9 protein-coding genes are annotated in these 11,988 nt (G+C 72.2%); 3 read left to right on the top strand and 6 right to left on the bottom strand.

Annotated elements, in window-relative coordinates:
- Positions 1-242 precede the first annotated feature (242 nt).
- Positions 243-2,039: an AMP-dependent synthetase/ligase gene (locus ACZ3I3_RS03950; RefSeq protein WP_467362303.1), complete on the top strand. Its 1,797-nt coding sequence runs from the start codon at positions 243-245 to the stop codon at positions 2,037-2,039.
- A 13-nt stretch (positions 2,040-2,052) separates the two neighbouring features.
- On the opposite strand, the gene ACZ3I3_RS03955 is transcribed toward ACZ3I3_RS03950, so the two are convergent.
- Both ACZ3I3_RS03955 and ACZ3I3_RS03960 read right to left on the bottom strand, forming a co-directional pair.
- Complete coding sequence (locus tag ACZ3I3_RS03955; protein WP_467362305.1) at positions 2,053-3,690, bottom strand: GMC oxidoreductase; 1,638 nt, start codon at positions 3,688-3,690, stop codon at positions 2,053-2,055.
- 119 nt (positions 3,691-3,809) lie between these two features.
- Positions 3,810-4,952, bottom strand: a complete 1,143-nt coding sequence (locus ACZ3I3_RS03960) for a glycosyltransferase family 4 protein (protein ID WP_467362306.1) — start codon at positions 4,950-4,952, stop codon at positions 3,810-3,812.
- A gap of 118 nt (positions 4,953-5,070) precedes the next feature.
- On the opposite strand from ACZ3I3_RS03960, the gene ACZ3I3_RS03965 reads away from it, so the two are divergent.
- Positions 5,071-6,312 carry a glycosyltransferase 87 family protein gene (locus tag ACZ3I3_RS03965; protein ID WP_467362307.1) on the top strand — a complete coding sequence of 414 codons (1,242 nt, stop codon included), beginning with the start codon at positions 5,071-5,073 and terminating at the stop codon, positions 6,310-6,312.
- On the opposite strand, the gene ACZ3I3_RS03970 is transcribed toward ACZ3I3_RS03965, so the two are convergent.
- On the bottom strand, positions 6,267-7,595 hold the full coding sequence (locus tag ACZ3I3_RS03970; protein ID WP_467362309.1) for an MATE family efflux transporter: 1,329 nt from the start codon (positions 7,593-7,595) through the stop codon (positions 6,267-6,269). The genes ACZ3I3_RS03965 and ACZ3I3_RS03970 overlap by 46 nt on opposite strands.
- A 111-nt stretch (positions 7,596-7,706) precedes the next feature.
- On the opposite strand from ACZ3I3_RS03970, the gene ACZ3I3_RS03975 reads away from it, so the two are divergent.
- Positions 7,707-8,228: a PadR family transcriptional regulator gene (locus tag ACZ3I3_RS03975; protein WP_467362311.1), complete on the top strand. Its 522-nt coding sequence runs from the start codon at positions 7,707-7,709 to the stop codon at positions 8,226-8,228.
- A gap of 204 nt (positions 8,229-8,432) precedes the next feature.
- On the opposite strand, the gene ACZ3I3_RS03980 is transcribed toward ACZ3I3_RS03975, so the two are convergent.
- From ACZ3I3_RS03980 to ACZ3I3_RS03990, 3 genes are all read right to left on the bottom strand, one after another.
- Positions 8,433-9,617, bottom strand: a complete 1,185-nt coding sequence (locus tag ACZ3I3_RS03980; RefSeq protein ID WP_467362313.1) for a hypothetical protein — start codon at positions 9,615-9,617, stop codon at positions 8,433-8,435.
- 33 nt (positions 9,618-9,650) lie between these two features.
- Positions 9,651-10,664 (bottom strand): C40 family peptidase, encoded by a 1,014-nt coding sequence (locus ACZ3I3_RS03985; protein ID WP_467362315.1) that lies wholly within the window; start codon positions 10,662-10,664, stop codon positions 9,651-9,653.
- A 221-nt stretch (positions 10,665-10,885) separates the two neighbouring features.
- Positions 10,886-11,926, bottom strand: a complete 1,041-nt coding sequence (locus ACZ3I3_RS03990; protein ID WP_467362317.1) for a C40 family peptidase — start codon at positions 11,924-11,926, stop codon at positions 10,886-10,888.
- Positions 11,927-11,988 lie beyond the last annotated feature (62 nt).

An 11,988-nucleotide genomic window follows, 5' to 3' on the forward strand; every position in this document is an offset into this window, starting at 1 on the left:
GGTTACTGGCCAGTCAGTTAGTACGTGGACTACTGTGCGCGAAGGAATACCCAACTGTGTGACGCAGCGAACATCTCGATGGGACCCCCTGTCGGAGAACCCATACCGGCGGGTAACGTCCGGGCAGTCCAGTCGTGCTCTGCATTTCAACAAGTGAATGCGGGAGCACCTGCCCGAGCCTTGGACCGGACCGTCGCATCACACAACGTCGTGGCGCCGGCGCCCTATGAGGAGCAGCAGTCTTGCGCGAGTTCAGCCTTCCGGCTTTGTACGAGGTCCCTGCGGACGGCAATCTGACCGACATCGTCCGCAGAAACGCCGCGCAGCACCCGGACGTCGCCGTCATCGCCCGCAAGGTCGGCGGCACCTGGCAGGACGTCACGGCCACCGCCTTCCTCGCCGAGGTGCACACGGCCGCGAAGGGGCTGATCGCCGCCGGGGTCGAGCCCGGCGACCGGGTGGGCCTGATGTCCCGCACCCGTTACGAGTGGACCCTGCTGGACTTCGCGATCTGGAGCGCGGGCGCGGTGACCGTGCCGGTGTACGAGACCAGTTCGCCTGAGCAGGTGCAGTGGATCCTCGGCGACTCGGGCGCGACCGCGTGCATCGTGGAGTCGGACGGTCACACGGCCGCCGTCGAATCGGTGCGTGACCGGCTGCCGGCGCTCAAGCACGTGTGGCAGATCGAGGGCGGCGGCATCGAGGAGCTGGGCCGGCTCGGGCAGGACGTCACGGACCAGACGGTCGAGGAGCGCAGCTCGATCGCCAAGGCCGACGACCCGGCGACCATCGTCTACACCTCGGGCACGACCGGCCGTCCCAAGGGCTGTGTGCTCACCCACCGCAGCTTCTTCGCCGAGTGCGGCAACATCGTGGAGCGGCTGCGTCCGCTGTTCCGCACGGGCGAGTGCTCGGTGCTGCTCTTCCTGCCGCTCGCGCACGTCTTCGGGCGGCTCGTGCAGATCGCGCCGATGATGGCGCCGATCAAGCTGGGCTGCGTCCCGGACATCAAGAACCTCACAGACGAGCTGGCCGCGTTCCGCCCGACCCTGATCCTCGGGGTGCCGCGCGTCTTCGAGAAGGTCTACAACTCGGCGCGCGCCAAGGCCCAGGCCGACGGCAAGGGCAAGATCTTCGACAAGGCCGCCGACACGGCGATCGCCTACAGCAAGGCGCTGGACACCCCGTCGGGCCCGTCGCTCGGTCTGCGGATCAAGCACAAGACGTTCGACAAGCTCGTCTACAGCAAGCTGCGCGCGGTCCTCGGCGGCCGGGGCGAGTACGCCATCTCCGGCGGCGCCCCGCTGGGCGAGCGCCTCGGCCACTTCTTCCGCGGCATCGGCTTCACGGTCCTGGAGGGCTACGGCCTGACCGAGTCCTGCGCGGCCACCGCGTTCAACCCCTGGGACCGGCAGAAGATCGGCACGGTCGGCCAGCCGCTGCCCGGCTCGGTGGTACGGATCGCCGACGACGGCGAGGTGCTGCTGCACGGCGAGCACCTGTTCAAGGAGTACTGGAACAACCCCGGCGCGACCGCGGAGGCGCTGGCCGACGGCTGGTTCCACACCGGTGACATCGGCACCCTCGACGAGGACGGCTACCTCAGGATCACCGGCCGCAAGAAGGAGATCATCGTCACCGCGGGCGGCAAGAACGTCGCCCCGGCCGTGATCGAGGACCGCATCCGGGCGCACGCGCTGGTCGCGGAGTGCATGGTGGTGGGCGACGGGCGGCCGTTCGTGGGCGCGCTGATCACCATCGACGAGGAGTTCCTGGGCCGTTGGTGCGCGGACCACGGCAAGCCGGCGGGTTCCACCGCGGCGTCGCTGTGCGAGGACCCGGACCTGCTGGCCGCGATCCAGACGGCGGTCGACGACGGCAACGCCGCGGTGTCGAAGGCGGAATCGGTGCGGAAGTTCCGCATTCTGTCCTCCCAGTTCACGGAGGAGTCGGGCCACCTGACCCCCTCGCTGAAGCTGAAGCGGAACGTGGTGGCGAAGGACTACGCGCACGAGGTCGAGGCGATCTACGCGAAGTGACCCACGGGGTCGTCTATGGCGCGGTGTCCTCGGCGAGGACCCGCGCCATCGTGCGTTCGGCGAGCGCGGTGATGGTCACGAAGGGGTTGACCCCGATCGACCCGGGCACGAGCGAGCCGTCGGTGACGTAGAGCCTGCTGTAGCCCTTCACGCGCCCGTAGTCGTCCGTCGCGCGGCCCAGCACGCAGCCGCCGAGCGGGTGGTAGGTGAAGTCGTCGGCGAAGACCTTGCTGCTCGATCCGAACAGGTCGTAGCGGTAGATCGTCGAGTTGGCGGCGTTGATCCGGTCGAACAGCTTCCTGGCCATGGCGACGGAGACCGCGCTGTGGGCGGCCGTCCAGCCGAGCCGTACCGCGCCCGAGCCGGTGTCGTACGAGAAGGACGCCCGCTCCGGATTGCCGGTGATCGCCAGGTACAGACTCACCCAGTGCTCCAGGCCCGTCGGCAGCGGGGCGATCTCGGCGAACACGCGGTTGGCGGCGTTGGCCCAGTCGTCGATGCCCATGACCGGCATGGTCGACTGGTTCTCGCCGACGGTGTCCCACAGGTGGTTGGCCCGGCCCAGCATCACGTTGCCGTTGGTGCCCCAGCCTGCTCCGACACTGGGGTCGAGATCGGGCAGGGTGCCCGTCTCCCGGGCGCGCAGCAGCAGTTCGGTGGTGCCGAGGCTGCCGCCGCCGAGGAAGAGGTACGTGCAGCCGTACTCCTTGGTCCCGACGACCCGGCCGGTCTCGTCGACGCGGTCGGCGGTCAGGACGTACCTCCCGTCCGGCGCCCGGCTGATCGCGCGGACCTTCTCCATGGTGTGGATCGTGACGTGGCCGGTGCCGAGCGCGGCGGCGAGGTAGGTCTTGTCGAGGCTGCGCTTGCCGTGGTTGTTGCCGTAGATGACCTCGCCGGCGAGTGCCGACCTGGGGGCGGCGCCGGACGCCTCGCGCGCCATGTGGCCGAAGTCGTAGACGTTCGGCACGAAGGTGGTCCGCAGGCCGGTCTTCTCGGCGTGCTTGCGGGAGACGCGGGTGAAGCGGTACCACTCCGTCGACTCGAACCAGGCCGGGTCGACGGTGTTCACGCCGAGGGCGGCGCGGGCGCGCGGGAAGTACGTGCCGTACATCTCGTCGGCGTCGACGGTGGGGAACTGCTCGGCGAAGTAGGCCCGGGGCGGCGTGACCGCCATGCCGCCGTTGACGAGTGAGCCGCCGCCGACGCCCCGGCCGACGTAGACGGACATCTGGGCGAAGTGCACGCGGTCCAGGACGCCCGGGTAGCGGCCGATGTCCCGGTTGACGACGTCCAGCCAGAGGAAGGTGCCCAGGGGGGCCTCGGTGCGGGTGCGGAACCACATGGAGCGCTGGTCCGGGGTGCGGGTGGAGCAGAAGATCTTTCCGTCGGGGCCGGGGGTGTTCCAGAGCCGGCCCATCTCCAGGACGAGGGTGCGGATGCCGGCCTGGGCGAGGCGGAGGGCGGCTACGGCGCCGCCGTAGCCGGAGCCGATGACTATGGCGGGGGCGGTGTCGACCGCGTCGGGCTGCGCCGCTCGGGCGGAGTCGAGGCCGATGCGGGTGAATCCCAGGGTGGCTGCGGTTTGCAGCGCTGCCATGCCGAGGATCTGACGTCTTGTCAGCTGACGGGGTATCAGGTTTGATGTCATGTGCGCAGCATCGGCGGATTATTGGGTTCCGCCTAGTGGGGTGCTGCTTGATCGTTGTGGGCGAGTGCGGGTTGTTCGTGGTTGATCGCGCAGTTCCCCGCGCCCCTGAAGGAAGACACCTACAGCAAGTCTTTGAGGTGCTCGGCGAGTAGGTCCCAGCGCCACTTTTCCTCGACCCACTCGCGGCCTCGCTCGCCCATCCTGCGGCGCAGCTCCGCGTCGCCGAGGAGGGTGATGATGCGGTCGGCTGCCTCCGGCGGAGAGCCGCCGCGGACCACCCAGCCCGTTTCGCCGTCCAGGACCGCGTCGGGGGCGCCGCCCGAGTCGCCCGCGACGACCGGGAGGCCCGTCGCGGAGGCCTCCAGATAGACGATGCCGAGGCCCTCGACGTCGAGGCCGCCGCGGCGGGTGCGGCAGGGCATGGCGAAGACGTCGCCGGCGCCGTAGTGGGCGGGCAGCTCCGACCAGGGCACCGGGCCCGTGAAGCGGACGGAGGCGGCGACGCCCGTGTCGTGGGCCAGTCTGCGGAGGTCCTTCTCGTAGGGGCCGCCTCCGACGATCAGCAGCACGGCGTCCGGCTCGGCCGCCAGGATCCGGGGCATGGCCTGGATCAGGGTGTCCTGGCCCTTGCGGCGCACCAGCCGGGAGACGCACACCACGACCGGGCGGTCCGTCAGGCCCAGGCGGGCCCGCACCTCGTCGCCGCCCGAGCCGGGGTGGAAGGTCTTCTCGTCGACGCCCGGCGGCAGCTGCGCCATCCGCGCGGCCGCCCGCGGGCTGAGCGCGCCGGCGATCCGGGAGCGCGTGTACTCACCGAGGTAGGTGATCGTGTCCGTGGAGTCGCCGATCCGGCGCAGCAGCTGCCGGGCGGCGGGCAGTTGCGCCCAGCCGGCCTCGTGGCCGTGCGTGGTGGCGACCAGCCGTTCGGCGCCCGCGCCGCGCAGCGCCGGTGCCATCAGCCCGAGGGGGGCCGCCGCCCCGAACCACACCGAGGTGCACCCGTGCTCCCGCAGCAGCCCGACGGCCCGCCGGGTGGCGCCCGGCGTGGGCAGCAGCATCGTCGTGCGGTCCCGTACGACGGTGAAGGGCTGCTCGGCGTCGAAGGCGGCGGTCGCCGCCACGCCCTCCCGGCTCCGCTTCCAGGTCGACGCGTAGACGACCAGCCGCTGCGGGTCCAGCCGCAGCGCCATGTTGTGCAGGAACGCCTGGATGCCGCCCGGCCGGGGCGGGAAGTCGTTGGTCACGATCAGGGTCTTGCGCACGCCGCCGACCCTACCGAACCGCCCCGCACGGCCGTACGCGCCGGCAGGTGTGGCACGCTCACAGCTGTCGGGGACATCATGGCCTCCTCGACACGGTACGCGGACGGGCAGGGATCTGGTGAGGACGACGGGCGTGAAGTGGTCCCTGGCATGGCTGCCGGTGGCCTGGTGCCTCACGAGGCTGGTGCTGCTGCTGTTCGTGCTGAAGGTGTACGTCTTCCCGGGCCCGGACGTGACGAGCGACGTGTCCGTGATCTACCAGGGCTGGTACGACGTCCTGGCCAGCGGAACGTTCCCTCAGGACGATGTCACCTGGCAGTACCCGCCCGCCGCCGCCCTGGCGATCCTCTCCCCCGGCCTGCTGTCCTTCCTGCCGTACGCGACCGCGTTCTTCGTGCTGGTCGGCGTCACGGACCTGGCCGTCCTGGCCCTGCTGGCGTACGCGGGCCGGCGCCCCGGCAGGTCGCTGCGCGGCGCCTGGGTGTGGGTGGCGGGCGTGCCGCTGCTCGGGCCGACGGTGTACGCCCGCTACGACGTGATGGTCACGGCGGTGGCCGTGGCGGCGCTGCTCGCGGGCGCCCGGCACCCCAAGGTGATGGGGGTGCTGGCCGCGTTCGGCGCGCTGCTGAAGGTCTGGCCGGCGATGCTCCTGCTGGGGGTCCGTCGGCCCGCCTCCTGGGTGTCGGCCGCGGTGACCGGCGTCGCGGTGACGGGCGTGTTCGCCCTGGCCGCGCCGGGGGCGTTCACCTTCCTGACCTCCCAGCGCGACCGGGGCACCGAGGTGGAGTCACTGGGCGCGCTGGTCTTCCATGTCGCCCGCCACTTCGGCTGGCGGGGCGAGGTGCGGCTGAACTACGGCTCCATCGAGTTCCTCGGGCCGTACGTGAGCGAGGTGAGCACCGGCGCGCTGTTCCTGACGGGGGCGGCCTTCGGCTGGCTGGTGCTGTGGCGGCTGCTGGCCCGGACCTTCGAGGAGCACACGGTCGCCGACGCGGCCTTCGTGGCGGTGCTGATGTTCACCACCACCAGCCGGGTGATCAGCCCGCAGTACATGGTGTGGCTGGTCGGGCTGGCCGCGGTCTGCCTGTACTTCCCCGGGAGCCGGATGCGGCTGCCGGTCGGGCTCGTCCTGGTGGCGTGCTTCGTGACGGTGCTGGAGTTCCCGCTCTACTTCGCCAGCGTGGTGGCCAGCGACGGCCTCGGCCTGACCCTGCTGTTCCTGCGCAACGGCCTGCTGGTCGCCGCCGCGCTCCTCGCGGCCCGCGCCCTGTGGCGGGCGACGGTGCCGCGCACGGCCCCCGTTTCCGTGCCCGCTCAGCCCACCACCCGCTCCGACGAGACCCCGGTCTCCACCACCTGAGCCGGAGCCCGCCGGAACAGCATGCCCGCCAGAGCGCACTGCACCGCCGCCGCCACCGCCAGCGCGAGGCACACGCCGGGCAGCCCGAGCCCCGTCAGGCCGTACGCGAGCGGCAGCTGGACCGCCGTCCCGAGCACCGTCACGCGCAGCAGCCTCGGGGCGTCCCCGCCGCCCTCGAAGACCCCGCCGAGCGCGATGAGGCAGGCCATCAGCAGCAGGTAGGGCCCGACACAGCGCAGGAAGAGCACACCCTCGCGCGCGACTGGGGGTCCGGCCCCGAAGACGGCCATGAGCCACGGGGCGGTGACGGCCAGCAGCACGGCGGCGGTGAGGCCGAGGGCTCCGGAGACCAGCACGGCCTGCCGCCCGATCTCCCGACGCGCGTCCCTGCCCTCGCCCCGCGTGTGCGCGGTGTGGATGGACGCGGCCTGGCGGACGGCATAGAAGGCCATGGTCGCCACGTACATGACCTTGTAGGCGATCGAGTACGCGGCCACCGCCGTCACCCCGAGCCGCGCCACGATCGCGACCAGGACCAGGGCGCCCGTCTGCCGCACGGTGAAGTCGGCGGACATGGGCAGGCCGGTCGTCAGCGTCCGGCGCAGGGAGACGGCCAGGGATTCGGCCGGTGGCGCGCCGCGGGTGCTCCGCAGCAGGGCGTTGCGCCGGACCGCGACGAGTCCGGCCCCGAGTGCCACGGACCGGCACAGCACCGTGGAGGCGGCGGCGCCCTGGACGCCGTAGAGGTGGATGAGGAAGGGGTCGAGGGCCAGGATCAGGCCGTTGGACAGCAGGGCGAGCCGCATCGGGGTCCGGGTGTCGCCAGTGCCTTTGAGGATGCCGTCGACGAGTTGCTGGGCGAAGAAGACGGCCATGCCGGGCATGGAGAGCGCGAAGTACGCGACGGCGAGCGGGAGGGCGGCGCCGTCGGACCCGCCCAGCACCAGCCGGGCCAGTGGTTCGCGGCCGAGCAGACCGCCCGCCACCACCAGGGGCGTCACCAGTGCCCACAGTGCCCAGCCGCCGCGCACGGCCGCCCGGACTGCGGCGGGGTCGCGGGCGCCCCGGGCGTGGGCGACCAGCACGGTCGTGCCAGAGCCGAAGACCAGGGCGACGCCCAGCAGCACGTTCTCCGTCGTGGTGGCCACGGCCACGGCGGCCACGGCCGGACCGCCCAGCCGGGCGACCCAGACGGTGTTGATGATCCCGGCGGCGACGGACGCCAGGAGTGAGAAGTAGACGGGCTGGGCGAGCTGGAGAAGCTGCTTGCGGTGAGCGTTCACGGTGACTGTCCCCCTGAGACCGACGCACGAACCTCGATTCGAGATAGCTCGGTTAGAGGTAGCATGGGATCTCACGCCCCCGCAAGGAGGACGAGGAGGACGAGGAGGACCATGCTGGAGCTGTCGATCCTGGGCTTCCTGGCCGAGGAGCCGCTGCACGGCTATGAGCTCAAGGAGCGCATCAAGGCGCTGACCGGCCATGTCCGGCCGGTGAGCGACGGCGCGCTCTACCCGGCGATCACGCGGCTGGTGGGGGCGGGCCTGCTCGACCAGCGCACCGAGCCCGGCGCGAGCGCGGCCCCGCGCCGCACCCTCGCTCTCACCGGCAAGGGACGCGAGGAGCTGCTGGAGCGGCTGCGCCGTCCGAAGCAGGCCGAGATCACCGACCAGGTCCGCTTCAACACGGTCCTGGCGTTCCTGCGCCACCTCCCCGACCGGCATGAGCAGGCCGCGGTGCTGCGCCGCCGGCTGGACTTCCTCGAGACGCCGTCGAGCTTCTTCTACGAGTCCGGCAAGCCGGTCCGCGCCGAGGAGGCCGACGACCTGTTCCGCCAGGGCATGCTGCGGGTCGCGCGGGCGACGGGCCAGGCGGAGCGGGCCTGGCTGCGGGAGGCCATCACGCTGCTGGAATAGCCGGTTGAGGCCGCGTGCGGCCCGGTCCGGCCACGGCACCATCAGCCGAGGGAACCCGCGGGCGGCCTCGCCGCGGCCCGCTCGGCCGCGCCTGCGGCGGCCGGATCCGCCGCGCCCGCTCAGCCGAGCCGGACGTGCGGCCGTCCGTCGACCACGCCAGCCGTCAGCCGAGATGAGCCCGCGGGCCGACCAGCCGTCGCCCGGTCAGCCCAGCTGGACCCGCAGATAGTCCCGCCACTCCTCCGTGAAGGCCTCCGGCGTCGTCCCCAGCACCTCGCGCATCGCCTCCTCCACCGCCCCGGCCCGCTTCCGGTGCTCCCCGACGGCCCGGTAGAACTCGCCCAGCCGCGCCTCGCCCCACCGGTCGGCGATCAGCCGGCACGCCGTCCAGCCGCTCTCGTAGGCCCGGGCCAGGCGGCTCGCGTCGCCGGTGAAGCCGAAGTCCTTGTCGTCCGGGAGGGCGGACGGGATCCGGCCCTGGGTCACCGCGCGGGACAGTTCGGGCGCGGCCTCGGTCGGGCTGCGGCCGGCGGCCCGGTAGCCGACCCAGTCGGCGTAGCCCTCGGACAGCCACAGCGGGGTGGAGGAGGTGGTGTGGGCGCGGGTGGCGACATGGGTCGTCTCGTGGGTGACGACGACCTGCTCGCCGAGGGTGCCGAGGAGTGCGAACGCGTCCGGGTTGACGATGACGCGGTCCGCGGGCGCCTGCGCCGGTGCGCCCGTCTCTCCCGTGGTGACCGCCGCGATCCCGCGGTAGGAGGAGGCGGGTGAGCCGAGCAGCCCCGCCATCCCCTCCAGCGACTTCGGTACGAGCAGGACGACGCGCCGGCCCCAGTCCGTGCCCCACGCCTGAGTGACGGCGGGCACCGCGCGGTCGGCCAGGTCCGCGAAGCCGCGCAGCGACCGGCCGGACTGCCCGACGCCGAGCACGAGGCTGCGCTCGCCCCGGACGACCTGTACGGCGCCCTGGTCCCACAGTTGCTGGGCGGATTTCTTCGCGGGCCGGTCGGCGTCGACGGACCACTGCCCGTCCGCGTCGCGGCTCAGCCTCAGGGTGCGGCCGGCGGTCACCGGGGCCCGGTCGTACCCCGCGACGCGGTAGCGCAGTTCGGCGTCGGCGGTCGCGGTGTCGCCGCTGCGGTGCAGGCCGGTCACGCGGTACGACCAGTCGGCCAGGGGCAGCGCGCGCACCTGGGCGAAATCCGTGCCCGTGCCCGTGCGCGCGTAGGCCCGCTCATCGTGGTCGAGGACCGCGGCGGCGCGCCGGTCGAGGAGCCGCTGGACGTCGGCCGTGGCGCTGTCGGCGGCGGACCGGCCGCCGCATCCGGTCAGGAAGACGAGCAGCAGAACGAGCGCCACCACCGGGGACCCCGACCTTCGACCAGCCACGTTCCCGATCGTACGGGCGCCGGGCCGCGCCGGTCAGACCCTGGTGACCGACGAGACGGGCATCATCCCGACCGGGTCGTAGCGCACGGGTGCGCCGGGGTAGGGCGCGTGGATGACCTGGCCGTTGCCCATGTACATCCCGACATGGCTGGCGTCGCCTCGGTAGACGACCAGGTCACCTGGGCGCGCCTCGGACAGCGGGACCTGCCGGCCGGCGTACCGCTGGGCCTGCGAGGTGCGCGGCAGGGCGACCCCGGCCTGCGCGTACGACCACTGCATCAGGCCGGAACAGTCGAATCCGGAGGGGCCGTTGGCGCCCCAGATGTAGGGCTTGCCGAGCGCGCTGCGGGCGGCGGCGACGGCGGCGGCCCCGCGTCCCGAGGCGGCGGTGGCGCCGCCGGGGCCGGGGATGCCGTCGCGGCCGGAGCGGGAGGCGCGGCCGTAGGCGTCACGCTCGCTGTCCGGAAGGGAGCCGAGCAGCCGCCGGGCCGTGGCGAGTTTGTGCTCGACGGTCTTCTTGTGGGCGGCGACGGCCTTGCGGCTCTCCTCCAGTTCGCGGAGCTTGCCGGCGGCCTCCTCGCGGTCCTGGGCGAGTTCGCGCATGGCCTGCTGAAGCTCCTTCAGCTCTCCGGCCTGGTGGGCCGTGATGCGGTCCAGCCGGGAGGCCTTGTCGAGGTAGTCGTCCGGGTCGTCGGAGAACAGCAGGGCGAGGGACGGGTCGATGCCGCCCGACCGGTACTGGGCACCGGCGAGCGAACCGAGCGACTCCCGCATGGAGTTGACGCGCTGCTGCTGCCGGGCGATCCGGTCCCGGGCGGTGCCGACCTCGGCGCGCAGCCGGTCGGCGCGCTCGCCGGCCTCGTTGTAGGCCTCGGTCGCCTTCTCGGCCTGCTCGTAGAGGCGGTCCACCTTGGCCCGGGTGTCGTCGTACGGTGCGGCCGCGGCCGGTACCGCGCCCAGGGCGGCGGCCGCGACGGAAAGGAAGCTGACCGCGGCACTGGCGCCCCGGTCGAACCCGGACGGTGCAAGGCGGCGATGGGACCCCACGGGAAGCCGCTCTCCTTCCGCTGGCGGACTAGGAAACGCGGCAGACAGTAGCCCCGTGACGCGGGGCCGCCAACGACCATCCGTGGGTATGCGGCACGACGCCCCGCCACTGACGCAGGTCACTGGCGGGGCGTGGGCTCACTCGAGGTTGCCGTGATTCGCCCGAACGGCGGATACGGTGTCCTGATCTTGGAGACGCCGGGGGCTCCCGGGCGCTGGGATCAGACGCGGACGCCGAACATGAACGGGCCGCCGATGGTGTCCATCGACTCGTAGCGGACGACCGTGCCGGTGCGCGGGGCGTGGATGATCTGCCCGTTGCCGGCGTAGAGGCCGACGTGGTGCAGGTCGTTGAAGAAGAAGACCAGGTCGCCGACCTTGAGCTGGCTGACCGAGTAGATCTTGGTGCCGGCTCCGGTCTGCGCCTCGGAGGTGCGCGGGATCTGCACGCCGGCGGCGGCGTAGGCCCGGGAGGTGAGGCCGGAGCAGTCGTAGGAGCTCATGCCGGTGGCGCCGTAGACGTAGGGCTTGCCGAGCTGGCTCTGGGCGAAGGCGAAGGCGGCGGCGGCGCGGCCGGAGCCGGGCGGCACGTTGCTGGTGAGGGCGTCGCGCTCGGCGGTCCGGCTGGCGCGGTTCTGCTCCTCGGCGAGCTTGGCCTTCTCGGCGGCGGAGAGGCTGTTGAGCAGCTTCTGCGCGGAGGCGAGCTTGCCCTGGACTTCCTTCTTCTTGTTGCCGAGTTCGGTCCGGGTGGAGGCGAGGTCCTTGAGCTTCTCGGAGGCCTCGGCGCGCTCCTGGGCCAGTTCGCGCTGCTTCTCCTGGACCTTCTTCAGCGCCTCGACCTGCTGGCTGCTCAACTGGTCGAGCGTGGAGGCCTTGTCGAGGTAGTCGTCCGGGTCGGCGGAGAGGAAGAGCTGCACGGACGGGTCGATGGAGCCGGTCCGGTACTGCGACGCGGCCGCGAGGCCCAGGCTGTCGCGCAGCTCGTTGAGCTCCTCCTGGCCGCGGGCGACGTTGTCCTGGATGGTGGAGATCTCCTTCTGGAGCTTCTCCTGCTTCTCCTTGGCCCCGTTGTACTTCTCGGTGGCCTGCTCCGCCTCTTCGTAGAGCTTGTCGACCTTGGCCTTGACCTCGTCCTTGCTCGGCTTCTCGCTGGGGGCCGCGTTGGCGGCCTGCGAGCTGAAGGCGACGGCAGCGGCGGCGGCTGTGGTCAACACGGTCACACGTGCGCGGCTCGGCTGCTTGGGACGACGGTGGGACGCCACGGGTGACAAGCTCCTTCTTCGGCCCCTCCGCCGTCGCTCCCAGTGAGCGATCACCCGAGCGG

The organism is Streptomyces sp. NPDC016851, from assembly GCF_055562795.1.

Excerpts from the sequence above, each read along its gene's own strand:
- ACZ3I3_RS03975 (WP_467362311.1), top strand. The coding sequence starts at position 7,707 with ATGCTGGAGCTGTCGATCCTGGGCTTCCTGGCCGAGGAGCCGCTGCAC.
- ACZ3I3_RS03955 (WP_467362305.1), bottom strand. The coding sequence starts at position 3,690 with ATGACATCAAACCTGATACCCCGTCAGCTGACAAGACGTCAGATCCTC.